The sequence below is a fragment of the Nonomuraea guangzhouensis genome, from assembly GCF_019396345.1.
In the GTDB taxonomy this organism is placed as follows: domain Bacteria; phylum Actinomycetota; class Actinomycetes; order Streptosporangiales; family Streptosporangiaceae; genus Nonomuraea; species Nonomuraea guangzhouensis.
In genome coordinates this window covers 267243-290522 of the sequence record NZ_JAHKRM010000017.1, presented here as the reverse complement: position 1 = coordinate 290522, position 23280 = coordinate 267243, and the positions used below count along the sequence as shown (strand labels likewise).

Genomic DNA, 23280 nt, shown 5'->3' with positions numbered 1-23280 from the left:
GCGGCCGAACGCGTCACGGTCATGCAGGCGACCCCGTCGCTGTGGTCGGCGCTGGCACAGTCGCCGGACGCCGACCTCAGCGGCGTGCGGGCGCTGGTCGGCGGTGAGGCGCTGCCGACCGCGCTCGCGGGGGAGCTGGCGGGAAGGGCGCAGAGCGTGACGAACCTGTACGGTCCCACGGAGGCGACCGTCTGGGCCACCGCCGCCCCTGTGAACGACGGCTGGTGCGACCGCCCCACGATCGGCCGCCCTCTGCCCGGCACCACGGCCCACCTCCTGGACGCGGCGCTGTGCCCGGTTCCTCCCGGTGCCGTCGGCGAGCTCTATCTCGGCGGGGCGCAGGTCACCCGCGGCTACCTGGGGCGTCACGGCCTCACCGCGTCACGGTTCGTCGCCGATCCGTTCGGCGATGGCGCCCGGCTCTATCGCACCGGGGACCTCGCGCGCTGGACCTCTGACGGCTCGCTGGAGTTCCTCGGCCGCTCGGACCACCAGGTCAAGGTGCGGGGGTTCCGCATCGAGCTGGGCGAGATCGAGTCGGTCGCGGCCCAGCATCCCGCTGTCCGGCAGGTCGCGGTGGTCGCGCGACAGGACTCACGCGGCGAGACCCACATCCTCGCGTACGTCACCCCGTCCCGGATGGGGGGCGGCCTCGCGACCAGCGATGCCTCGGCACCTCCTCGGGACGGCCTCGCGACCAGCGAAGCTTCGGCACCTCCGCAGGACAGCCCCGTTGCCGGTGACGCCTTGTCGTCGCTCCGGTTCCGGGACCACCTTGCCCAGCGCCTGCCGGCGTACATGGTGCCCGCGGTCGTGACGGTCATCGACGAGTTGCCGCTCACACCGAACGGCAAGGTGGATCGCTCGGCGCTGCCGGACGTCGACTTCGCCCGGATGGCCACCCGCACAGAGCCGCGGTCGCGTACCGAGGCGGCCGTCTGCGCCGTCATCGCGGAGGTGCTGGGCCTCGACTCGGTCGGTGTGGACGACGACTTCTTCGTCCTCGGCGGGCACTCGCTGCTGCTGGTACGGCTGGCCGCGGCCCTGCGCCGGGACCTCGACGTCGACCTCCCGATCGCGGACCTGTTCACAGCACCCACGGCCGCCGCCCTCGCCCACCGGATCGGCAACACCGCGTCCGCCGGCGATGCGATGGCCCCCCTGCTGGTCCTGCGGGCAGGAGGCGACGGCCCGCCGCTGTTCTGTCTGCCGCCGGCCAGCGGCCTGAGCTGGCAGTTCGCCGGACTCAAGCGCCACCTGCCGCCCGACGTCCCGCTCTACGGCCTGCAATCACCCCTGCTGAGCCGTACCACCGACCTCCCTGCCACGATGCGCGAGCTGGCCGGCGAGTACGCCGACCTGATCGACCGGACCGCCCCCGAAGGGCCGGTCGGGCTGCTCGGCTGGTCGTTCGGCGGCGCGGTGGCGCATCAGGTGGCGAACCGGCTGATAGCCGACGGACGTGAGGTCACGTTCCTCGGCATGCTCGACACACGAAGGGACCTCACCGAGGGGCCTGCGGCGATCGCCGATCTGCTGATCGAGATGGGCTGCCAGGTGCCGGAGGAGCGGCGCGACACGCTGTCCGTCGCCGACGCGGTCGGGTTCGTCCGCGAGCTGGACGGCGGAGTCGCCGCGCTGGAGGACACGCAGATCGCGAAGGTGGTCGAGACCTACCTGGCCAGCGACCGCATGATGGCACGGGCCGAGTACGGCGTCTTCCCCGGCGACGTGGTCTTCGTCGACGCGACCGTGCCGGAGCAGGGGTTCACCGGGACGGCCTCCGACCAGTGGAGCCGGTACGTCGGGGGAGCGCTGCGGACGTTCGCCATCGAGTGCGGGCATTCCGAACTACTGGACACCCGCACCCTGGAGATCCTCGGCCCGCTGATCGGCCGTCACCTTGCCCGGTGAGTCAGGACAGGTCGGTGACCGCGGTCGACGGCTTCATGTCGGCCGCGTTCGCCAGCTGGGGCACGAGCACGTCGAGCGCGTAGAGCAGGGCGTCCGGGCCGCTGTACGACAGCGCGCCACCGAGCGGGGTGGAGAAGTCCGTATAAATGGTTCGATCGGTCTTGACCACCTTCAGGCGGGAGAAGACCGGCGACGAGGCCATCTTCGCCTTGGTCGAGCCGTTGACGAACAGCACGTCCCGGTCGAGCAGGTCCAGCCGCTCCTCGCTGATGTCACCGTTCTGGCTCTGGGCGGCGAAGCCGAGCGCGTCGAACAGCGCGCGGCGCGGGTCACGGCCGGGGATCAGGTAGTGCTGTCCGTTCTCGGGGCCGTAGTCCACCACGAGGACCTTCCCGGCGAACTCGGGATGCGCCTGCTTCGCCTCGGCGATCTTGTCGTTGACCTTGTCGACGAGCGCCTGCGCCTGCGCGGACCGGCCCAGCGCCTTGCCCGTGGTGAGCGTCTGGACGTCCCACGGGGTCTGCTCGTCCGGGTACTTACTGGACTGGACGACCGTAGGGGCGATCTGCGAGAGCTTGTCGTACGTCTGCTTGTTGATCGTCTCGTAGATCGCGATGATCAGGTCGGGCCGCTGCTTGATGATGGCCTCGAAGTTGATCTCCGCCGAGAACGTCGGCAGCGGCTTGCCGCCCAGCGCCGTCTTGACCCACGGGTAGGTGAGGTACTCGTCGAACCACTGCCGCGTGCTCACCGGCACCACGCCGAGGGCGAGGGCGAAGTCCTGGTCGTTCCACCCGACGGTGACCACCCGGGTGGGCCTCGTCTTGATCGTGGTGGACCCGAACTTGTGGTCGATGGCGACGGGGAAGGCCGGATCGGCCGCCGCGGTGGTCTTCGGGGCCTGCGCGGAGCTCGAACACGAGACCAGCGCGCTCACCATGAGGGCGCAGGCCACGGCGATCGCCGCGACGCGCGAGTGACGGACGGTGCCGGGAGGAGTCATCTGAGTTCCTTGTCTCTGTGTCCTCCGGCGTCTCGGTGACCGCTGGCCGGGGGGTTGCACAGGCGGGAGTCGATGGGTGAACTTAGGATAGCATTACCTAACTTTTACTACCCCTCGGAGGGCATGGACATGCAGCGCACCCTGCTCGGCGGAAAGATCCACAGGGCCACCGTGACCCAGGCCGACCTGCACTACGTCGGCTCGATCACGATCGACAGAGTCCTCATGGACGCGGCCGACCTCGTCGAGGGCGAGCAGGTCCACGTCGTCGACATCACCAACGGGTCCCGGCTGACGACCTACGTCATCGAAGGGCCGGCGGGTTCGGGCGTGATCGGCATCAACGGCGCGGCGGCCCACCTCGTGTCACCGGATGACCTGGTCATCATCATGTCCTACCGGCAGGTGGACGAGAGCGAGGTCAAGTCGTACGTCCCGTCCGTCGTCCACGTCGACGGGCGCAATCGGATCGTCGACCTCGGATCCGACCCGTCCGCCCCGGTTCCGGGCTCCATCGACCAGAAGCCGGGCTCGACGGTCGGTTGATCCCCACTCTGCGGGGGAGCAGGGTTGCGGCCCTGTTTCGCGGGGAATAGAGTCCCGGCAAACATTCAGCAAACGTTTTCAGGCCGGATGGGCCTGGGAACTGGGGATCGATGACCAGGCGAGGCAGGCGCGGCGCGACCCTTCAGGAGATCGCACAGGAGACGGGGGTGTCCGCCGCGACCGTCTCCAGGGTGGCCCGGGGCGTGGGGCAGGTCTCCGAGGAGACCCGGCGGCGGGTGCTCGCCGTCATCGAGCGTCACGACTTCCGGCCGAGCCGGCTGGGGCACGGGCTCGCCAAGCGGTCCCACGGCGCGCTGGGCATCGTGTTCCCGGGCCTGTCGGGGCCCTACTACTCCGAGGTGATCGGTGGCTTCGAGGAGGAGGCCGTACGCGCGCAGCTGGCCGTCATCATTCTCGGCACCCACCTGCTCCGAGAGTCGGACGAGCTGGTCAGGGACACCGCGGCCCGGGTCGACGGGCTCGCCGTCATGGGTGGTGTGCTGCCCGACGTCGTCGTGGATCGCCTGTGGGACCGCGGTGATCCGGTGGTTCTGCTGGCCAGCAGGCCGCGGGCGGGCATTCCCACGGCTCGGGTCGAGAACGTCTCGGCGTTCGATCGGCTGACCAGGCACCTGCTGATCGACCATCGCTACGAGCGGTTGACGTTCGTCGGCGATCCCGGCAGCTCGCCGGACGCCTCCTACCGGTGGCAGGGATTCGAGCAGGCACACCGGCACGCGGGGCTCGCGGCGCCGGCGGAGCCGGTCCGTGTGGGGCTCACCCAATCCGACGGGTTCATCGCGGTCAACCGGCTGCTGGCCGCCGGGCCGCCGCCGAGGGCTCTGGTCTGCGTCAACGACGAGACCGCCATCGGTGCCGTGCTCGCCCTCCTGGACAGCGGATCTCGCGTCCCGCAGGACGTCGCCGTCACCGGATTCGACGACATCCCGATGGCGGGTCTGCCGGTCTCGGGGCTGACCACGGTGCACCAGCCGATGCGCGAACTCGGGAGGGAGACCGCACGGCTGCTGCTCCGCGAGATCGAGGGCGGCGGACCGGCCGCGGTCGACCGTGTGCTGGAGACGCAGCTGGTGATCAGGGGTAGCTGCGGATGCGGAACAGCGTGATCCCAAACTCCACTGCGGCTTGACACAAAACTGCACAGGGGTTGACACGTCATGGATGGCTGATCACTGTGTAAATCGTGCTGTAAGCGCTTGCAGTAAGGACGAAGGGAGACACGGTGAAACGATTACGATCCGCCTCCGGTCGTTGGACCAAGGGCGTGCTTACCCTGGCGATGCTCGCCGCCTCGGGACTCATCTGCCTGAACGCGACGCCCGCTGGTGCGGCGGCTGACCCGAAGCCGGGCGAGGCCTGCACCGCCGCCGATCTCGGCAAGCGATACCCGATCGTCAAGAGCGCGGTGATGACGCCGACGCTCACGCACTTCAAGACCTTCTTCGTCACCGCCGGCACGACGGGCTCCCAGACCGTCACCCTCGAAACCTCGACCACGGTCACGGTCGAGGTCGGCACCACGACGCAGATCCTGGCCGGGTTCAACATCGGGGTCCTCGGCAGGGTCGAGGCGTTCGTCAACCGGACCGTCAAGAAGACCACCGCCTCGACGGACAAGGAAACCCAGGCCATCACCTGGAACTTCATCGCTCCGGGTTATTACGGGCTGTTCAAAGGGACTCGTAAGGTCACCGGCGAATACGGCGGTCTCAACTGCACCCGGGTCGACAAGGGCGGCGGCCAGTACGCCACCGAGTGGGTCGAGCGGCCAGGCGGCAGCTACACGACCTACTCGGTGATGGAAGAAGGCGCGATCCGGTGCGAGGACACCGTGCCCGCCGGCAGCCTCATGAGGATGGCGCAGGTGCAACTCGGCTGTGACGGTCTGGCGGCCAAGAAGCAGGCAGCGGAACAGGCCAGGCGACAGGCAGCGGAGCAGGCGAAGCAGCAGGTGGAGAAGACGGCTTCGGCGGGAGCGGTGGCGCCGTTCGCCGTGCCGCCGGGCTTCGTCTGCGAGCCGGGCTACTACCGGCTCGGCACCCCTGACCGGCTGCTGAACTGGTACAACATCGACGGCACCGACGAGATCCGCCTCGCGGGCTGGTCGAGCGCCACTCGCGCGCATTGGGCCGTGTGCCATGGGCCGGTGAGCGCGGGCATGGACGAGTACCTCTTCATCAGCCACTACAGCGGCAAATGCCTGACGTTGACCGAGGAGCTCGACGAGGGCGGCAGGCTCCAGGAGGGCGGCTGCCAGACCGTGGACAACCGCCAGCGCTTCTACGTTTACCGGGACGTGCCGGGCTCGGACCTGGTCGGTCTCCAGGTCAAGAGCAGCGGCTTCATGTTCGGCCAGGCCCGGGTCGCGAACGGCGAGACCTTGCGGCAGTACAGCACCGGCATGGCGGACGGCACGGGAACGTACCTCCTGGAGAAGATCTCGTAAGAGCGGGTCACCGGTCAGGCGGGCAGCCGCTGGCCGGTGACCGCCGAGAAGAGCCGCTCCTTGCCCGGCCGTATGCGCAGCCGGACCCGTTCGCCCTTGGCCGGCGGCCGGTTGGGGTCGACACGGGCGATGACGGTCTGTTCGAGGCGTGCCGGATCGGTCGTGTCGGCGTACTGGCCGTAGAGGAAGGCGTCCGAGCCGAGTTCCTCCACGACGGTGACGGTGACCGGGAAGCTCCCCGCCGTGCCCTCGCCCACGACCTCGACGCTCTCGGGCCGGAAGCCCAGGATGACGCGGTCGGCGCCCTCGTCCTTGAGCGCGTCGAGCGTCTCGCGGCTCAGCGGCACCCGTGTGTCGTCGAGGACCGCTTCGCCGCCTTCGACCGGGTACTCCGAGAGATTCATCGACGGGGAGCCGATGAAGCCGGCGACGAAGACGTTGGCCGGGTGCTGGTAGAGCCGGAGCGGCGTGTCGACCTGCTGGAGCACCCCGTCCTTGAGCACGGCGACCCGGTCGCCCATGGTCATGGCCTCGACCTGGTCGTGGGTCACGTAGACCGTCGTCACGCCGAGCCTGCGCTGCAGCGCGGCGATCTGCGTGCGCGTCTGTACGCGGAGTTTGGCGTCCAGGTTGGACAAGGGCTCGTCCATGAGGAACACACTCGGCTCGCGGACGATCGCCCGGCCCATGGCCACGCGTTGCCGCTGCCCGCCGGAGAGCGCCTTGGGCTTGCGGTCCAGGAACTCGTCGAGGTCCAGCAGGTGGGCGGCCTCACGGACCCGGCGGTCGATCTCGGTCTTGGGCGTCTTCATCACCCGAAGGGCGAAGCCCATGTTGTCGGCCACCGACATGTGCGGGTACAGGGCATAGTTCTGGAACACCATGGCGATGTCCCGATCACGCGGCGCCAGGTGGGTGACGTCACGCTCGCCGATGGCGATGCGCCCGCCGTCCACCCTTTCCAGCCCGGCGAGCATGCGCAGGGAGGTGGACTTCCCGCAGCCCGACGGGCCGACGAGCACCAGGAACTCACCGTCATGGATGTCGAGGTCGAGCGCGTCGACCGCGGGCCGGTCGGATCCGGGATAGACGCGGGTCGCCTCTTCGTACAGGACTCTGGACATGATCTCTCCTTAGGACGCACCCTCACTCCTGCGGCCGGACGACGGCCTTGACCAGCTTGGGATCACGGGTGCCCGCGGTGAGTGCCTGTTCGACGTCGGCCAGGCCGTAGTGGCCGGTCACCAGCGCGTCCAGTTGGACGCGGCCCGCGGCGGCCAGGGCGATGGCCGCCGGCCAGGTGCCGGCATAGCGGAACGTGCCCGTCACCTCGAGTTCGCGGGTCTGTACGTGGGAGAGCGGCAGCGGGATCTCGTCCCCGCCCATGCCGATGAGCACGACGCGCCCGGCCCGTCCCACCGCGCGGATGGCCTCCCCGATCGCGGCCGGATGACCGGAGCATTCGAGCAGCACATCGGGTTCGAACCCGGCGTCGGACAGGCGGGTCTCGCCAACATTGAGCGTCTCGCTCGCGCCCAGGTCACGGGCGACCCCGAGCCGGACGGAGTTCACATCGGTGATCAGCACGTCGGTCGCGCCGAAGGCCAGGGCGGTCTGCATGCACAGCAGCCCGACCGGGCCGGCGCCGGTGACCAGCACCCGGGTGCCCGGCTCGACCCGGGCCTTCCAGCAGGCCCACACGCCCACCGACAGCGGCTCGATCAGGGCGGCGGCGTCATCGGACAGCGTGTCGGGCACGGGGTGGGCGAACTCCTCGTGGGTCACGACGTACTCGCAGAAGGCGCCGTCGATCGGCGGGGTGCCGAAGAAGCGCATGCTCGGGCAGAGGTTGTAGCGGCCGGCCCGGCACTGCCGGCAGGTGAAGTCGGGCACCCCGGGCTCCACGGAGACGCGCCGGCCCACCCGATCGCGGCTGACCCCGGGCCCGGCGACGACCACGGTGCCGGACGGCTCGTGGCCCAGCACCAGCGGCGACTCCACCACGAAGTCGCCGATGCGGCCGTGTTCGTAGTAGTGCACGTCCGAGCCGCACGTCCCGACCGAGGCGACCCGTACCAGCACCTCCCGGGGGCCGGGCTCGGGCCGTGGCCGCTCCTCCAGCTGGATCCTGCCGACACCCTCCAGTACGGCCGCGCGCATGGCCCACCTACTCCCCGGTGATGGCGCCGAGGGTGAGTCCGGTGACCAGCCAGCGGCGCACGGCGAGCCCGGCGAGCATCATCGGCACGACCACGATCGTGCCGATCGCGGTGAGCTGGCCCCAGTCGATACCCGTCTGGGTGACCAACTGGGAGGCGGCGATGGGCAGCGTCTGGGAGTTCGGCCCGGAGAAGACGACGGCGAAGGCGTAGTCGTTCCAGGCGAAGACCAGGCACAGGATGAACGTGGTGACCAGCCCCGACTTGGTCAGCGGCAGGATCACCATCCAGAAGGCCTGCCAGCGGGAGCAGCCGGAGACCAGCGCCGACTCCTCCAGCGACGACGGCACCTCGGCGAAGAACGCGCTCATCAGCCAGATCGCGAAGGGCAGGTTGAAGGTCAGGTAGGCCAGGATCAGCCCCGGAATCGAGTCGATCAGGCCGAGCCCGCGGAAGATGAGGAACAGCGGCACCACGACCGCCGCGATGGGCGCCATACGCGTGGAGATGATCCAGAACGCCAGATGCTTCTTCCCACGCATGTGGGTGCGCGCCAGCCCGTACCCGGCCAGCGCGCCCAGGCCCACCGCGAGCAGCGCGGAGATGCCGGCGGCGAGCACGCTGTGCACGATGTACGGCCCGAGGTTGTTGGCCCCGCTGAACAGGTTGCGGTAGTTGTCCAGAGTCGGCGCGAAGAAGAACTGCGGCGTGGACGCGGTCACGTCCTGGGCGCTCTTGAACGACGACATCAGCATCCACACCAGGGGGACCAGCGTCCAGAGCAGCGCCACCACGATGAGCAGCGTCACCATCCACCGCGTACGCCGGCTGCTCTCCTCCAGCGGCGACTGCGCCTCTCCGCGCGGGGCAGCGGTGACCGGCTCCCGCGGCGCGGCCCCACCGGGCACGGTCTGCAGAGGCGGGGACGACGGAGGCGTCATCGACTTGCTCATCGGGTCAACCCCCTCACATCCAGCAGCCGCACGAACGTACGGGCGATGAAGATCGAGAAGGCCAGCATCGCCAGGCCGATGGCGGCGGCGTAGCCCAGGTCGAAGAAGCGGAACGCGGTCTCGTACAGCCGGATGGGCACGATCTTGGTCGCGTCCGCGGGGCCGCCGTTGGTGGTGACCCAGATGATGTCGAAGTAGCGGATGGCGTCCATCGAGCGGATGAGCAGCGCGACGAGCAGCACGTTGGAGATCGCCGGGAAGAGGATGTAGCGCAGCGTCATCCAGCCGCGGGCGCCGTCGACGGCGGCGGCCTCCCGTACCGACTGCGGCACGCTGGACAGCCCGGCGAGAGTGATCAGGGCGATCAGCGGGGTCCACTCCCACACGTCCATGAGGACGACGGCGGCGAAGGCGCTGAGCGGGGCGCCGAGGATGTCGCCGGTGTAGCCGAACCCGCGCAGCACCCACGCGTAGAGCCCGAAGGTGGAGTCGGTGAGGTAGCGGCCCAGCAGGCCGACGATCGACGGCGCGGCGAACATCGGCAGCAGCAGCAGGGCGAGCAGGATGTTGCGGCCACGCAGCACCCGGAACAGGCACAGGGCGATGCCCATGCCGAGGACCATCTCCAGCCCGACGGTGAGCACGAAGAAGATGATCGTCCGCAGCCAGGACAGCCACATGTCCGCGTCGGTGAAGAAGCGCGCCCAGTTGCCCAGGCCCACCAGGTCGAGCCGTACCCCGCCCAGCAGCCGGACGCGGGAGAAGCTCATCGCGATCAGGGCGATGAACGGCACGATCGACAGCGCGGCCAGCAGCAGCAGGCCCGGAGCCATCATCCAGCCTTCGAAGCCGATCCGCGGCTCCTTGCGAGGGCTGATCTTCGGCGTGGCCGTTCCGCGTACCGCCGAGGTCTGCGCCGCGTGCGTCATCTAGGCCACCCACCCTCGCGCCACGATCTGGTCCACCCGCGACTTGATCGAACGCATCGCGTTCGCGGGTGACTCGGCCCCGCTGAGCATCGTGGACAGCTGGGTGAAGATCGCGGTGTTGCACTCGTTCCACATCGGGATCTTGGGTCGCAGGCCGATCCGCTCGGGCGTCCAGGCCTCGCGTACCGCGGCGGCCGTGAGCATGTTGGGCATCGGCGACGGCCGTTTCTCGGCAGCGCGCACTTCCGGCATCTCGTACACGGAGGTACGCGTGGGGGTGCCGCCACCGGCCTTGCTCTTGAGGTTGGCCAGTTGGGTCTCGGGGGAGGTGGCCCACACGAGGAACAGCCAGGCGGCGCCGCGCTCGTTGGGCATCGTGTTCGCGCTGATGCCGACTCCCGTGCCGCCGTACATGTTGGCCGTGGCGACCGGGCCCTTGGGCAGCACCGCGTAGCCGGCCTTGCCGGGCATCACCAGCTCGTTGCTGGCCGCGAACTCATGCCAGTTCGGGCACATCGCCAGCCGGCCCGAGCGGAAGGCGGCGCCGACGCCGTCCCAGTCCCACGTCTTGGAGGCGGGGTCGGCGATGGAGAGCAGCCGGTTGTAGAACTCCGCGCCCGCGATGGCGGCCTCGGAGTCGAGCCGGCACGGTCCGGGATCCCGCGCGCCCAGACGTCCCACTTCCTTGCCGTTGTCAAAGTAGGCGCCGCCGTAGGACCACAGCACGTTGCTGAAGTCGTTCATCAGGGAGTCGTGCTGCCTGGCCTGGTGGCCGGTGCCGTACTTGACGTCCGAGGTCGCGTTCTTGTTGAACCACTGGGCGATCTTGAAGTACTCCTCCCAGGTCCGGTCGCCGCCGGGGGTGGGGTCGAACCCGAGGTCGTTGGCCATGCGGTCGTGGTACTTGGCGAACAGGTCCTGCCGGTACTGCCAGATCATCGTCGGCGCGTCATAGGGGAGGGCGTAGTACGCCGTGGGATCGACGAACCGTCCGGCGGCGTCCATCTGGACGGGGATGAAGTCCCCGACCCCGCCGGGCAGCTTGGGGAGGTTCGGATCCGCCTCCAACGTACGCAGGTCCACCAGCCCCCGCTGGTACGGCGCGAGCACCTGGTAGGGGTCGGCGTAGATCACCTGGTATTGGGCCCGGCCCGAGGCCAGGTCGAGGGCGACCCGCTGGACCAGGGCGGTCAGCTCGAGCGTCACGATCCTGACGTCGATCCCCGTCAGATCGGTGAACGGCTTGGTGTTGGCGGCGATGGCGGCGGTGGGGGCGGTGTTCTCGGAGATGAAGTTGAGAGTGGCGCCCTGGAACTGGCGCCACTGGTCGCTGGTGGCGGCTCGGGTCACATCACCGTGAGATCCGCACGAACTCAGACTTCCGCCGATGGTCACCGCTGCCCCGGCGGCCAAGGCCCCGCGAAGAATATCGCGCCGGCTCGGCTGAGCTGGATAGTTCACGGCCACTTCACCCCCGCTACTGCATGAGAAAAGGGCGATAAGACCATGTTTATCCCTTGGCGACATTGCTTTAAATGGTGCATGCGAGATTTTCGCCGGGATTATAGAATCATTTGGCTTTTAGTGAGTTAAGTAAAATTCTCCGCGAGCTCCCGCACCGTGGCGCGGGCGCCCTTGGTGTGCAGCGACTCCAGCGCCTTCAGGTACGGCTCCACGAACCGCTGGTCGTCCACCAGATCGCCGAAGAGCTCCCGGTTCGCGATGAACGCCGTGGGCTCCCGGCGCTGGGTGCCCGCGATGGCCGTCAACCGGTCCTTCAGCCGGTCGACGATCGCGATCGGCGCCCCCGATTCGTCGACGCCCTCGGCATAACGCGCCCAGCTGGCCACCACGGCGGTGGCGCGGCCGACCTCACCGCCCCGGGCCAGCTGCTCGCGTACGACGGGAAGCAGCCACTTCGGGATCCGGTCCGACGACTCGGCGCACAGCCGCGCGACGGTGTCGCGTACCTCGGGATTGGAGAAGCGCTCGATCAGGGTCCGCTTGTAGAGGTCCAGATCGACGCCCGGCACCGGGCGGAGCGTGGGAGTGGCCTCGACGTCCATGTAGGCGAGCAGGAACGCCGCGATCGCCGGGTCGGCGGCCGCCTCGTGGACGTAGCGGTATCCGCTGAGGTAACCGAAGTAGGCCAGCGCCTGGTGCCCGGCGTTGAGCAGGCGCAGCTTCATCAGCTCGTACGGCTCGACATCCGCGACGACCTGGACCCCCACCTCTTCGAACGGCGGCCGGCCACCGGGGAAGTGCTCCTCCAGCACCCACTGCGTGAACGGCTCGCAGATGACCGGCCACTCGTCCCGCACCCCGAACCGCCGGGCCACGGCCTCGCGGTCCTCGTCGGTGGTGGCCGGGGTGATGCGATCGACCATGGAGTTGGGGAAGGCGACCTCGCGCTCCATCCAGGCGGCCAGCTCGGGATCGGCGAGCCGGGCGAAGGCCGTGAAGGTACGGCGGGCGACGTCGCCGTTTCCCTGGATGTTGTCGCACGACATGACCGTGAACGGCGGCACCCCCCGATCGCGCCGGCGCCGCAGCGCCTCGGTGACCAGGCCGAACACCGTGGCCGGGCGCGCTCCGGGCGCCAGATCCGCGAGGATCGCCGGTGCCCGCTCGTCGAACTCACCGGTGACGGGGTGGAAGTTGTAGCCCCCCTCGGTGACGGTGAGCGAGACGATGCGTACGGCGGGCTCGGCCATCTTCTCGATGACCGCCTCGGGATCGTCGGGGGCGAAGAGATAGTCGATGATCGACCCGATGACGCGGGCCTCCCGCGTCCCGTCAGGGTGCTTCAGCACGAGCGTGTAGAGGCCGTCCTGCGCGGTCAGCACGTCGCGCATCCGCGCGTCGCCGGGCAGTACCCCGACCCCGCAGACCGCCCAGTCGAACGCCTCGCCCTCGTTCATCAGCCGGTCGAGGTACATCGCCTGGTGCGCGCGGTGGAATCCCCCCACCCCGAAGTGGACGATGCCCGCCGTGAGCAGCGACCGGTCGTAGGAGGGGACCGCCACCTGATCGGAAAGACTGGTCAGTGTCTCCTGCGTCAGTGTCGTCACAGCCATACGCTCAACATGGCCAACTCCACCCGCTTCAAACTCCTGACCTGCAGGTATGGCCGTGAGCCAGGTGCCTCGTGGCGGTCAGTGGAACTGCGGGACGATCAGGTAGATGCCGTAACCGACCACCGCCGCGCAGGCGGCGAAGCACAGGACGGCCGCGGTCAGTGCGCCACCGCCCGTGGCCTGCCGTTCCTGGGCGAGCTGGCGGGCCGACATCGACAGCACGCCGAGCGAGAAGATGACCACGACGACCACGCTGACGGCCAGGCTGACGACGAAGACCTGGCCGAGAGCGGCCCATTTGATGTCCATGAGATCCTCCGATCAGGCCGCGACCTGCTGCGGTACGGCGGGCAGCTCGTTGACGTTGCCCGCGTGCACGGGGTCGCGGCGGCTGGCCGCGTACAGGCCGGCTGAGGCGGCGAGCGCGACCAGGGCGGCGATCGTGACGCCGAGCGTGCCGGTGGTGGCCACGGCGGCGGCGACTCCGCCCACCGCGGCCGCCGCGGGCAGCGTGAGCAGCCAGGCGAGTGCCATCCGGCCGGCCACGCCCCAGCGCACCTGGGCCAGGCGGCGGCCGAGTCCGGTGCCGAGGATCGCGCCGGAGACCACCTGCGTGGTGGACAGCGCGAAGCCCAGGTGGGAGGAGGCGAGGATGACGGTGGTCGCGCTCGCCTCGGCGGCGAAGCCCTGCGGCGACTCGATCTCGGTGATGCCCTTGCCCATGGTCCGGATGATCCGCCAGCCACCCAGGTACGTGCCCAGGCCGATGGTCAGCCCGGCGGCGGCGATCACCCAGAGCGGCGGGCCGGAGCCGGAGGCGAGCGCGCCGGTCGAGATCAGGGTGAGGGTGATGACGCCCATGGTCTTCTGCGCGTCGTTGGTGCCGTGCGCCAGCGACACCAGCGAGGCGGAGACGATCTGGCCGAAGCGGAAGGTGCTGGTCACCGACTCGTGCCGGGCCTTGGCGGTGATCGTGTAGGCCAGGTAGGTGGCGGTCATGGCGACGAACCCGGCGATCAGCGGCGAGACCAGCGCCGGGACGAGGATCTTCTGCAGCACCGTCTCGAAGTGCACGCCCCGCATCCCGGCCCCGACCCAGACCGCGCCGATCAACCCGCCGAACAGCGCGTGCGAGGAACTGGACGGCAGCCCGAACAGCCAGGTGAGCAGGTTCCACAGGATCGCGCCGATCAACCCGGCGAACACCATCGGCGGGGTCACCAGCTTGTCGTCCACGATCCCGCCCGAGATCGTCTTGGCCACCTCCACCGAGAGGAAGGCGCCCACGATGTTCAGTACGCCGGAGATCGCCACCGCCACCTTGGGCCGCAGCGCGCCGGTCGCGATGGAGGTGGCCATCGCGTTGGCCGTGTCATGGAAACCGTTGGTGAAGTCGAATGCCAGTGCCGTGATGATCACCACGACAACCAGGAACGTTACGTGCTCCATGTCGCTGTCCTCATCGTTTCGACGTTTTCAGCACGTTAGTCGCACACGATGAACCGGTAGTGAACTCCCCACGGAAACCGGATAAACGACACCGGGAGTTGCCGGTCGTTTTCCTGCGGTTAACCTCTCGGCCATTCTTTATGGAGTGTGCGCCTTGATGGCCACGCTGGTCAGGGCGAGCAGCAGGTCCAGGTCGAGCTCGGCGTCGACGTGGACGGCCACCCACGCGCGATCGGCGCAGCTCTCCACCTGGTCACAGTCGCGCAGGTGCGGCTGCAGCCGGTTGATCGCCGGGGCGGTCAGGCGCAGGCGGACCTCGTCCTCGCCGGTCACGCGGACGATTTTCGTCCTTCCGACCGTGAAGGCCACGCCGCGCCGCGTGTCGCTCAGGGCCAGAGCCGGCCAGGAGCGCAATTCGGCCATCGCCCGGGCCACAAAAGGCCCGTGACGAAGGCTCGTCTGTCGCCTGACGGAAATTCCTGCCATACCCCCTAATGCTGCTCCACGGCACACCGCGCCGCCATCCTGTGTTCCACAACTGTTATCCGTACGGCGCCGATCGTGCGCCGTAAATATCAGCCCTCGGTGTTGGCGGGCCGGCGCCAGGGGCCGGTGATCGCGAAGACGTGCCCGGGGGTCTGGATGTTGGCGAACAGGATCCGGCCGTCGGCGCTGAAGGTGGGGCCGGTGAACTCGCTGTCGTTGTGGTCGTTGCGCGCCATCGGGTACGCCTTGCCCTTGTCGGTGACGCCGACCAGGTGCTGGATGCCCTCTCCGTCCTCCGCGAGGATCACTCCGCCGTACGGCGAGACGGTGATGTTGTCCGGCCCGTCGTAGTTCGTGTCCTGGGTGGGGTCGGGGTTGACGCCGAAGAGGGTCTTCAGCGTGACCGTCTGGTGGCGCGGGTCGTAGAACCACACCTGGCCGTCGTGCTCGTTGACGCTGCCGTCGGTGTGGCGGGCGAAGCTGGCGACGAAGTACGCGCCGCCGTCCGCCCACCAGGCGCCCTCCAGCTTGCGGCTGCGGGTGACCTGGTCGTTGGTGAGCTGCACGCGGACCGACTGGGTACGCGCGTCACGGTCGGGCACCTCCACCCACTTGACCTGGTAGCGGGTGCCGGGAGTGGTGGCCTCCGACAGGTCGGCGACGTGCGTGCCGTCGTGGTAGCAGCTCATCGCCTCCAGCTTGCCCGCGGTGTCGCCGCCATCGGACAGCGCCAGCTTCCGCAGGGCGCCCCTGCCGCCGCGGAAGCCCTTCGGCGGCGTCCAGCGGTAGTACAGCCCGTTCGGGCCGCCGGCGTCCTCGGTCAGGTAGATCGCCGACGTGTGCGGGTCGACGGCCACGGCCTCGTGCGAGTAGCGGCCGAGGAACTTCAGCGGCACCGGGTCCTGGTTGGCCTTCCGGTCGAACGGGTCGACCTCGAAGACGTACCCATGGTCCTTCTGGAAGGCGCCACCGGCCCGCTGCTCGGTCTCCTCGCAGGTCAGCCAGGTGCTCCAGGGAGTCTTGCCGCCCGCGCAGTTGTTGTGCGTGCCGGCCAGGCTGACGTACTCGCGGATCCGCTCGCCGTGCGCGTCCACGTCGATGTTCGTGGTGCCGCCGCCCGCGCCCGGGTCGTAGGTGAGACCGGGCAGGGCGGGCACCCGGTACGGCTCGCTGCCGCCGATCTCATGGTTGTTGACCAGCGTGCCACCCCGGCCATGGGAGAAGCTCGCGGTCCCGTCCGCGTCGCTCGGCGTCGGCTCGCCGCTCTCCAGCTTCGTCACCCCCGCCTCCGCGACGATCCGGTACGAGAACCCGGCGGGCAGGGCCAGGATCCCGGCCGGATCGGCGACCAGCGGTCCGTAGCCGAGCGGGGGCCGCGTGGCCGCGAACGCGGGCGGCCCGGCGATCGCCTCGATGCTGCCGGCGAACGCGATGCCGAGGCCACCGGCGGTGCCGCGGCTGATGAAGGAACGGCGGGAAACAGGTGCGGACATGGGACATCTCCTCCAGCGTCGAACGTCTGCAGGAGCCGACCCAACTGCCTTCCGGGAAAGACCGGCACCCCGCACTCCGCACCCATGGTGAACGCTGGATGAAGAAACCGGCAGACCCGACCTGGGAAGATCGTCCGAAGATGAACGACTCGTACGCGCTGCGTTTGGTAACACGACATGTGACACTCCTAGCGTGCCGGGCATGAAACGCATCTCCCTGGCGGTGGGCGCCGTCGCGCTGGCCGTGACTCTCGCCCCCTCGACCGGTCCCGCCTCCTACGCCGCCACGCAGGACGGCACGGGCCGTGCCACGCTGACCGGATTCGCCGCGCTCCCGGCGCAGACCTTCGTGCCCGGCAGTGAGCCCTCCGGCGCCCAGCTCGGCACCACCCCGATCAACGGCGTCACCCCGCCCTTCGCCGGCCAGCCGGTCCAGGGCTTCAGCGGCATCGTCCGGCGCGGCGACGGCAGCTTCGACGTGCTGTCCGACAACGGCTACGGGGCCAAGAACAACAGCGCCGACTTCCTGCTGCGGGTGCACCGGATCAAGCCGGACTTCAAGGCGGGCACCGTCCAGGTGCTGGGCGGGTTCAACCTGTCCGACCCGCGCGGCCGCGTGTCCTGGCCGCTGACCAGGGCGGACCGGAAGCTCACCGGTGCCGACTTCGACGTGGAGTCGATCGTCCGGTCGGATGACGGCACGTACTGGATCGGCGACGAGTTCGGCCCGTTCCTGCTGCACTTCTCCGCCACCGGGACGCTGCTGGAGGCGCCGATCGAGCTGCCCGGCGTCAAGGCGCCGGAGAACCCGACGCTCAACGGAGCGACGCCGAACCTGGCCGGCAGCAAGGGCTTCGAGGGCATGGCCCGCTCGGCCGACGGGCGGTGGCTCTACCCGCTGCTGGAGGGCACGGTCAGCGGTGATCCGGCGGGGACGCTGCGGCTGAACGAGTTCGACGTCCGCAGGCGGGCGTACACCGGTAAGCGCTGGACGTACAAGCTGGACAGTCCCGCCAACGCGATCGGCGATGCCATCGCGGTGGACGAGAACCGCTTCCTGATCATCGAGCGGGACAACAACCAGGGCGACGCGGCCGCGCTCAAGCGCGTCTACCTGGCCGACAAGCGCGACCGCGACCACGACGGCGCGCTGGACAAGACCCTCGCCGCCGACCTGCTGGACCTGGCCAACCCCAAGGGGCTGGGCGGGTTCGGGGAGACCTTCCGCTTCCCGTTCCAGACGATCGAGGACGTCGTGATCCTCGACGACCGCACGCTCGGGATCCTCAACGACAACAACTTCCCGTTCTCGTCCGGACGGACGGCGGGCCAGCCGGACAACGACGAGTTCATCACCGTCCGCCTGCCCTTCCGCCTGCACGCTCGATGACGACCAGGGGGCGGGCCCGGCCCGCCCCCTGGTACGTTCCGATACCATTGCAAATGGACTTTTGGCACAAAGCGGTCCAGATGGGTCGCGGGACTGTCAGGGCACCATAACGGTTGAAGAACGGCAGGCGTCACATGGGTAACGGGCACTCAGTATGGGTCGCATGGCGGTCCCCTTGAGCGCACGCGGTGACGGCTCGACGTCCTATATGGAACGCGCCAAAACCGAGTTCGCCGCCTGGCCCGTCCTGGCCATGGCGCACGCCCCCGACGCCGTCGTCTTCACCGTGGGCGACATCCCGATCCTCCGGCTGACCGGCCGCGACACCGCCCACCTCCACCTGACCAGGCCCGTCGTCGAACGCCTGCACGAGGCGCTCGCCACCTCCGCGCACGTTCACCTCGCCGCGCAGGACGGCTGGATCGCTCTCCGGCTCGACACGCGCGCCGATCTCGACCTCCTGGTGGCGCTGGTCAGCCTCGCGATCAAGGCCAACACCGACCCCGCCTGAGGCGTTCACCGAGTGGTGAGCGCGGTCAGGAGCCGGGGCTTGGCGGCCTTCTTCCAGACCGGCGCGACGTCGCGTAGTGCCGCGTCGGCCGCGTGCCGTTCGTCGGCGAGCAGCAGGCCGAGAGTGAAGGCGTCGGCCACCCGCAGGCCCGGACGGGTGGCGAGCTGGGTGAGCTCCTGCTGGGCGACGAGCGCGTCCTGGCGGCGGCCGAGGGTCTCCTGCAGCCGTTCGGCCTGCTTGGCGAGCTTCTTGGCGGGCTTGCCGAGCACCGGGGTTGCGGCCTCGGCGGTGTAACGGGCGCGCTTGGCGGCCTTGCGGGTGGAATGCAGGGCGATGTCGCGCTCGGCACCTTCGGGCAGTTTTTGGGCTTCGGTGTACCTGGTGAGCACCTTGCGCCAGCTCCTGGCCACCAACCGGGGCGTCTGGCGGCTCGCCTTGCGCCCGGCCCGATCCTGGAAGGGCGGGTCGGCGATGAAGTCGTCGACGGCGGCCAGCAGCGTGAAGTAGCGCGGCGCGCTCAGCGTCTGCCTGAGCGTCTGCCGGGCCTTGCGTTCCCGCGTGGCGAGCAGGCCGGGCCAGCGCGCGTTCCCGAGGCCGCCGTCCTTGGGCTGCCCGGCCAGGCGCTGGTCGAACCGGGCGTTGAGCACTTCGAGATCGCGCACCGTGCCCAGCTCACCGGCCAGCCATCTCAGCTCCGCCTCCAGCGGGGCGACCCGGTCGCCGTCCAGCAGCCGGGAGTGGGTACGCAGGACGCTGCGCATGCGCCGTATCGCCACGCGCATCTTGTGCACCGAATCGTCGTCATGATCGGCCAGCCGGACCAGCGGGTCGTAGCCGAGCAGCTGCTCGCGCTGCTGCCGCAGGTACGCGGCCAGGGCCGCGCCGGCGCTCCGCCCCGAACCCCGGTCCGCGGCCGGCGGCAGATCGTCGCCCAGCACGCGCGCCAGCTTGGACACCGACGGGGACGGCGTCGCCCCGGCCGCACGCAGCCTGCTCTCGACGGCGTCCAGGACGCCGGTGGGCCCGTCGACCAGCTCGACCTCGATCTCGCGCCACGACGCGGGCCGGCGGTCCCGGTCCAGGCGGCGGCCCACCACCTGGTCGTCGGCCACCTCGGCCACGACCTTGCCGCCGTGGTCGTGCAGCCGCCGCACCGTGCGGGTGGTCTCCAGGGTGACGACCGGGACGAGCTCGCGTCCGCGTACGTGGGCCGCGACGAGTTCGGCCAGCTGGGCGGGCACGTGATGGACGTCGGCGCCGAGCGGCGCGTGCACCTCCCGCCTGGCCCCCTTGGCCATCGGCAGCTTGAGATGCCACCCGGCGTCCTCACCGCCCTCGCGACGGCGCAGGGTGATGCCGTGGGTGGCGAGGATCAGGGCCGGAGTGTCGACGTACTCCGCCACCAGCTGCCACGTCTGCGGCTCGTCCGCCGTCACCTCGCCGTCCGGGCCGGTGAGATCCCCGATCTCGACGTCGCCGTCGATATCGTACTTGCGTTCGATTTCCACGTGGCTAGCCATCGCCGTGCTCCTCGACTACAGACAAGTCGGCGAGCAGCCCCTACCCCGTCAAAGGCCCTGAAACTGTCAAGGTGTCCGGTGACGTTCGGTGACAGATCATGTAACGTCACGGGAAACGCGTGACGCTACCGGAGGTGCGGTAGATGGTTGAGCAGCGACAACCCGACACGACAGGCGAGCACGACAGAAGGCAACTCGTCCGGGCGGTGATCGCCTCCGCCGTGGGCACCTCGATCGAATGGTACGACTTCTTCCTGTACGGCTTCGCCGCCAGCACCATCTTCGCGAAGCTGTACTTCCCGACGAGCGAACCGACGACGGGACTCCTGCTCGCCCTCGGCACCTACTTCGGCGGCTTCGCCGCCCGCCCGATCGGTGCGGCGATCTTCGGCCACTACGGCGACCGCATCGGCCGTAAGGCCACCCTGATCATCACCCTGCTGACCATGGGCGTCTCCACCGCGCTCGTGGGCTTGGTGCCCACCTACGCCCAGATCGGGATCTGGGGCGGCATCCTGCTGACCATCCTGCGCCTGCTCCAGGGCATCAGCGTCGGCGGCGAATGGGGCGGATCTGTCCTGCTCGCCACCGAGTGGGGCAAGTCGCGCGGCGGCCGGCGCGGCTTCCTCGGCAGCTGGCCGCAGTTCGGCGTCCCCGTCGGTCTCGTGCTCGGCTACACGGCCCTGCAGGTGTTCCAGCCGCTCGATCCTTACTGGGGCTGGCGCATTCCGTTCCTGCTCAGCATCGTGATGGCCGCCGTCGGCCTCTACATCAGGCTCGGCATCCTGGAGACGCCCGTCTTCACCAAGCTCCTGGCGGAGAACAAGGTCGAGCGCGTCCCCGTACGCGAGGTCATCGTCAGGAACTGGCGGGAGATCGTGCTGAGCGCGTTGCTCCGCACCGGGCAGCAGGCGCCGTTCTACATCTTCACCGTCTTCATCCTGACCTACGCCACCAAGGCGCTGGGCTTCGCGGTGGGTGACGTCTACCGGTACGTCATCGTGGCGGGGATCGTCTCGCTGTTCACCGTGCCGTTCTGGGGGTACATCTCCGACCTCGTCGGCCGCAGACGCCTGTACATCGTGGGCGCCGCGGCCATGGTGATCTGGTCCTTCATCTACTGGCCCCTGCTGGACACCCGCGTCCCCGCGCTGGTCTTCCTGGCCATCGTGCTGGCCGCGCCGATCCACGACATCCAGTACGGCCCCCAGGCCACCTTCATCGCCGAGAGCTTCACCGGCAGGCTGCGCTACAGCGGCGCCTCGCTCGGCTACCAGCTGGCCTCGGTGACGGCGGGCGGGCCCGCGCCGCTGATCGCCGTCTGGCTGTACACCACCTACAAGAGTTCGTTCGCCATCGCCGTCTACATGGCGATCTGCGCGCTGATCAGCCTCGTCGCCGCGTTCGCGCTGAAGGATCGGTCACAGCACGACTACGCGGTCGAGTACGACGAGGTGGCCTAACCGAGGGCGTGGTCGAGGTTGAAGGCGGCGCTGATGAGGGCGAGGTGGGTGAAGGCCTGCGGGAAGTTGCCGAGCTGCTCGCCGGTGTGGTCGATCTCCTCCGCGTACAGCCCCAGGTGGTTGGCGTAGGTGAGCATCTTCTCGAAGGCCAGGCGGGCCTCGTCGAGGCGCCCGGCGCGGGCCAGGGCTTCGACGTACCAGAACGAGCAGATCGAGAACGTGCCTTCCTGCCCCTCCAGCCCGTCCGGGCTGGCCTCGGGGTCGTAGCGATAGACCAGCGAGTCGGAGACCAGCTCGCGGCTGAGGGCGTCGAGGGTGGACAGCCACTTGGGGTCGGTGGGCGAGACGAACTTGGCCAGCGGCATCATCAGGATCGACGCGTCCAGGACGTCCTCGTCGAAGTGCTGGACGAACGCCTGCAGCGTGGTCGACCAGCCGCGTTTCATGATGTCGTGGTAGATCGCGTCGCGGGCCTGCCGCCAGCGCCGTATGTCGGCGGGCAGCCCCCGATAGGAGGCCATGCGCATGGCGCGCTCGATGGCCACCCAGCACATCAGCCGTGAGTAGACGAAGTTCTTGCGCTCGCCGCGGGTCTCCCAGATGCCCTCGTCGGGTTGGTCCCAGTTCTCGCAGACCCATTCCACCAGCGTGCACACCTGCTCCCAGCGGTCGCTGGAGATCGGGTCGCCCCACTTGTTGTAGAGGTAGATGGAGTCGAGGAGCGCTCCGTAGATGTCCAGCTGGAGCTGGCTTACGGCGGCGTTCCCCACGCGTACCGGGGCCGATGCCCGGTAGCCCTCCAGGTGGCTCAGCTCGCTCTCCGGCAGGTCGCTGCGGCCGTCGATGCCGTACATGATCTGCAGCGGGCCGGTGCGGCGGTCGCCGTCGGAGCGGACGTGCGTGGACAGGAAGCCCATGAAGGCCTCGGCCTCCTCGGTGAAGCCGAGCCTGAGCAGGGCGTACACGCAGAACGCCGCGTCACGGACCCACACGTAGCGGTAGTCCCAGTTGCGGCTGCCCTTCAGCCGCTCGGGAAGGCTGGTCGTGGCCGCGGCGACGATCCCGCCGGTCGGCGCGTAGGTGAGCAGCTTCAGTGTGAGGGCCGAACGGTGGACGACCTCCCGCCACCGGCCCCGGTAGCGGGAGGCGGACAGCCACTTGCGCCAGAACCGTACCGTCTCGGCGAACTGCGCCTCCGCCTCCGCGATCGGGCAGCCCCGTGGCGGGGTCCCCTCGCTGATCCGGTCGAGGGCGAACACCGCGCTCTCGCCCTCCTTGAGCTCGAACCGCGCCCAGGCGTCCCGCCCGTCGGTCTCGACGGGCACGCTGGCGGACAGGTCGAGGGAGAGGCACGCCGACTCGAAGATCGTCGAGCCGCCCTGCTGGCGGACCGTGTGGGGCTGCCGGGCGTAGTCGAAACGGGGAGCCACCCGGGCGCGGAACGGGAGAGTGCCGCGGACGCAGGCGACCCGGCGGATCAGCCGGTGCCGATCGGCCTCGCTGGAGTCGCCCACGATCGGCATGAAGTCCTGAATCTCACCCACCCCGTCGACGGCGAAGAAGCGGGTGATCAGGACAGTGGTGTCCGGGAAGTAGAACTGCTTGGTCTTCGCCGGGGTGTCGGCGAACAGCTCGAACGAGCCGCCCTTGTCGGCGTCCAGGATCGAGGCGAACACGCTGGGGGCGTCGAAGCTCGGGCAGCAGTACCAGTCGATCGTGCCGTTGGTGCCCACGAGCGCGACCGTGCGCAGGTCGCCGATCAACCCGTGCTCGCCGATCGGCAGATACCGGGAGTCCTCGGGGTAGTCGCCTGGTCCAGCTGTCATATCCGTTTTCTGCCACTATGCCGTCAAACTATGCAAGGTGCGAAGTTAGGGCCTGTGCTTTATCTGTACTTCCGGCTGACATGATGATCCGCGA

20 protein-coding genes are annotated in these 23280 nt (G+C 69.2%); 7 read left to right on the top strand and 13 right to left on the bottom strand.

Annotated elements, in window-relative coordinates; all coding sequences use genetic code 11:
• Positions 1–1914: AMP-binding protein (locus KME78_RS33520; RefSeq protein ID WP_219533415.1), on the top strand; the 1914-nt coding region annotated here is incomplete at its 5' end.
• A gap of 1 nt (position 1915) precedes the next feature.
• Here the strand turns inward: KME78_RS33520 and KME78_RS33515 are convergent.
• Entirely contained in the window at positions 1916–2917 is a 1002-nt protein-coding gene (locus KME78_RS33515) for an iron-siderophore ABC transporter substrate-binding protein (RefSeq protein WP_219533413.1), read from the bottom strand.
• A gap of 129 nt (positions 2918–3046) precedes the next feature.
• On the opposite strand from KME78_RS33515, the gene panD reads away from it, so the two are divergent.
• The 3 genes from panD (at position 3047) to KME78_RS33500 (ending at position 5930) form a co-directional block, all read left to right on the top strand.
• Entirely contained in the window at positions 3047–3463 is a 417-nt protein-coding gene (panD, locus tag KME78_RS33510; protein WP_219533430.1) for an aspartate 1-decarboxylase, read from the top strand.
• Between the two features lie 110 nt (positions 3464–3573).
• A complete protein-coding gene (locus KME78_RS33505) occupies positions 3574–4590 on the top strand; it encodes a LacI family DNA-binding transcriptional regulator (RefSeq protein ID WP_219533412.1) in 1017 nt (338 codons plus the stop codon).
• Between the two features lie 116 nt (positions 4591–4706).
• The gene (locus tag KME78_RS33500; RefSeq protein ID WP_219533410.1) at positions 4707–5930 is read left to right on the top strand and encodes a hypothetical protein; all 1224 of its coding nucleotides are present in this window, start codon (positions 4707–4709) and stop codon (positions 5928–5930) included.
• 14 nt (positions 5931–5944) lie between these two features.
• On the opposite strand, the gene KME78_RS33495 is transcribed toward KME78_RS33500, so the two are convergent.
• The 10 genes from KME78_RS33495 to KME78_RS33450 all read right to left on the bottom strand — a co-directional run bounded on the left by KME78_RS33495 (position 5945) and on the right by KME78_RS33450 (position 16476).
• A complete protein-coding gene (locus KME78_RS33495; RefSeq protein ID WP_219533409.1) occupies positions 5945–7054 on the bottom strand; it encodes an ABC transporter ATP-binding protein in 1110 nt (369 codons plus the stop codon).
• A 22-nt stretch (positions 7055–7076) separates the two neighbouring features.
• Positions 7077–8090: an NAD(P)-dependent alcohol dehydrogenase gene (locus KME78_RS33490; protein ID WP_219533407.1), complete on the bottom strand. Its 1014-nt coding sequence runs from the start codon at positions 8088–8090 to the stop codon at positions 7077–7079.
• Between the two features lie 7 nt (positions 8091–8097).
• The gene (locus KME78_RS33485; RefSeq protein ID WP_219533406.1) at positions 8098–9042 is read right to left on the bottom strand and encodes a carbohydrate ABC transporter permease; all 945 of its coding nucleotides are present in this window, start codon (positions 9040–9042) and stop codon (positions 8098–8100) included.
• Positions 9039–9971 (bottom strand): carbohydrate ABC transporter permease, encoded by a 933-nt coding sequence (locus KME78_RS33480; RefSeq protein WP_219533405.1) that lies wholly within the window; start codon positions 9969–9971, stop codon positions 9039–9041. Before KME78_RS33480 ends, KME78_RS33485 begins: the two co-directional genes overlap by 4 nt.
• Positions 9972–11321: an extracellular solute-binding protein gene (locus KME78_RS33475; RefSeq protein WP_372454987.1), complete on the bottom strand. Its 1350-nt coding sequence runs from the start codon at positions 11319–11321 to the stop codon at positions 9972–9974.
• Between the two features lie 239 nt (positions 11322–11560).
• On the bottom strand, positions 11561–13048 hold the full coding sequence (locus KME78_RS33470; RefSeq protein WP_219533401.1) for a mannitol dehydrogenase family protein: 1488 nt from the start codon (positions 13046–13048) through the stop codon (positions 11561–11563).
• Between the two features lie 78 nt (positions 13049–13126).
• Complete coding sequence (locus tag KME78_RS33465) at positions 13127–13357, bottom strand: hypothetical protein (RefSeq protein ID WP_219533399.1); 231 nt, start codon at positions 13355–13357, stop codon at positions 13127–13129.
• Between the two features lie 12 nt (positions 13358–13369).
• Entirely contained in the window at positions 13370–14497 is a 1128-nt protein-coding gene (locus tag KME78_RS33460; protein WP_219533397.1) for an inorganic phosphate transporter, read from the bottom strand.
• A 138-nt stretch (positions 14498–14635) separates the two neighbouring features.
• On the bottom strand, positions 14636–14920 hold the full coding sequence (locus KME78_RS33455; protein WP_219533396.1) for a luciferase domain-containing protein: 285 nt from the start codon (positions 14918–14920) through the stop codon (positions 14636–14638).
• Positions 14921–15072: 152 nt separating this feature from the next.
• Complete coding sequence (locus KME78_RS33450) at positions 15073–16476, bottom strand: alkaline phosphatase PhoX (RefSeq protein WP_219533395.1); 1404 nt, start codon at positions 16474–16476, stop codon at positions 15073–15075.
• 202 nt (positions 16477–16678) lie between these two features.
• On the opposite strand from KME78_RS33450, the gene KME78_RS33445 reads away from it, so the two are divergent.
• Together KME78_RS33445 and KME78_RS33440 are read left to right on the top strand one after the other, a co-directional pair.
• Positions 16679–17866, top strand: a complete 1188-nt coding sequence (locus tag KME78_RS33445) for an esterase-like activity of phytase family protein (RefSeq protein WP_246652517.1) — start codon at positions 16679–16681, stop codon at positions 17864–17866.
• Positions 17867–18029: 163 nt separating this feature from the next.
• A complete protein-coding gene (locus KME78_RS33440) occupies positions 18030–18377 on the top strand; it encodes a luciferase domain-containing protein (protein ID WP_219533394.1) in 348 nt (115 codons plus the stop codon).
• Between the two features lie 5 nt (positions 18378–18382).
• On the opposite strand, the gene KME78_RS33435 is transcribed toward KME78_RS33440, so the two are convergent.
• Complete coding sequence (locus KME78_RS33435) at positions 18383–19897, bottom strand: CYTH and CHAD domain-containing protein (protein WP_219533393.1); 1515 nt, start codon at positions 19895–19897, stop codon at positions 18383–18385.
• 143 nt (positions 19898–20040) lie between these two features.
• Here KME78_RS33435 and KME78_RS33430 point away from each other — a divergent pair, with 143 nt between their 5' ends.
• Entirely contained in the window at positions 20041–21360 is a 1320-nt protein-coding gene (locus KME78_RS33430) for an MFS transporter (RefSeq protein ID WP_219533392.1), read from the top strand.
• On the opposite strand, the gene KME78_RS33425 is transcribed toward KME78_RS33430, so the two are convergent.
• A complete protein-coding gene (locus KME78_RS33425; protein WP_219533391.1) occupies positions 21357–23186 on the bottom strand; it encodes a glycoside hydrolase family 15 protein in 1830 nt (609 codons plus the stop codon). The genes KME78_RS33430 and KME78_RS33425 overlap by 4 nt on opposite strands.
• Positions 23187–23280 lie beyond the last annotated feature (94 nt).

What these genes read in the sequence shown, in the direction of transcription:
- KME78_RS33515 (WP_219533413.1), bottom strand. Translation starts at nt 2,917, where the DNA reads ATGACTCCTCCCGGCACCGTCCGTCACTCGCGCGTCGCGGCGATCGCC.
- panD (WP_219533430.1), top strand. Translation starts at nt 3,047, where the DNA reads ATGCAGCGCACCCTGCTCGGCGGAAAGATCCACAGGGCCACCGTGACC.
- KME78_RS33505 (WP_219533412.1), top strand. Translation starts at nt 3,574, where the DNA reads ATGACCAGGCGAGGCAGGCGCGGCGCGACCCTTCAGGAGATCGCACAG.
- KME78_RS33495 (WP_219533409.1), bottom strand. Translation starts at nt 7,054, where the DNA reads ATGTCCAGAGTCCTGTACGAAGAGGCGACCCGCGTCTATCCCGGATCC.
- KME78_RS33490 (WP_219533407.1), bottom strand. Translation starts at nt 8,090, where the DNA reads ATGCGCGCGGCCGTACTGGAGGGTGTCGGCAGGATCCAGCTGGAGGAG.
- KME78_RS33485 (WP_219533406.1), bottom strand. Translation starts at nt 9,042, where the DNA reads ATGAGCAAGTCGATGACGCCTCCGTCGTCCCCGCCTCTGCAGACCGTG.
- KME78_RS33480 (WP_219533405.1), bottom strand. Translation starts at nt 9,971, where the DNA reads ATGACGCACGCGGCGCAGACCTCGGCGGTACGCGGAACGGCCACGCCG.
- KME78_RS33470 (WP_219533401.1), bottom strand. Translation starts at nt 13,048, where the DNA reads ATGGCTGTGACGACACTGACGCAGGAGACACTGACCAGTCTTTCCGAT.
- KME78_RS33465 (WP_219533399.1), bottom strand. Translation starts at nt 13,357, where the DNA reads ATGGACATCAAATGGGCCGCTCTCGGCCAGGTCTTCGTCGTCAGCCTG.
- KME78_RS33460 (WP_219533397.1), bottom strand. Translation starts at nt 14,497, where the DNA reads ATGGAGCACGTAACGTTCCTGGTTGTCGTGGTGATCATCACGGCACTG.
- KME78_RS33455 (WP_219533396.1), bottom strand. Translation starts at nt 14,920, where the DNA reads ATGGCCGAATTGCGCTCCTGGCCGGCTCTGGCCCTGAGCGACACGCGG.
- KME78_RS33450 (WP_219533395.1), bottom strand. Translation starts at nt 16,476, where the DNA reads ATGTCCGCACCTGTTTCCCGCCGTTCCTTCATCAGCCGCGGCACCGCC.
- KME78_RS33445 (WP_246652517.1), top strand. Translation starts at nt 16,679, where the DNA reads ATGAAACGCATCTCCCTGGCGGTGGGCGCCGTCGCGCTGGCCGTGACT.
- KME78_RS33440 (WP_219533394.1), top strand. Translation starts at nt 18,030, where the DNA reads ATGGCGGTCCCCTTGAGCGCACGCGGTGACGGCTCGACGTCCTATATG.
- KME78_RS33435 (WP_219533393.1), bottom strand. Translation starts at nt 19,897, where the DNA reads ATGGCTAGCCACGTGGAAATCGAACGCAAGTACGATATCGACGGCGAC.
- KME78_RS33430 (WP_219533392.1), top strand. Translation starts at nt 20,041, where the DNA reads ATGGTTGAGCAGCGACAACCCGACACGACAGGCGAGCACGACAGAAGG.
- KME78_RS33425 (WP_219533391.1), bottom strand. Translation starts at nt 23,186, where the DNA reads ATGACAGCTGGACCAGGCGACTACCCCGAGGACTCCCGGTATCTGCCG.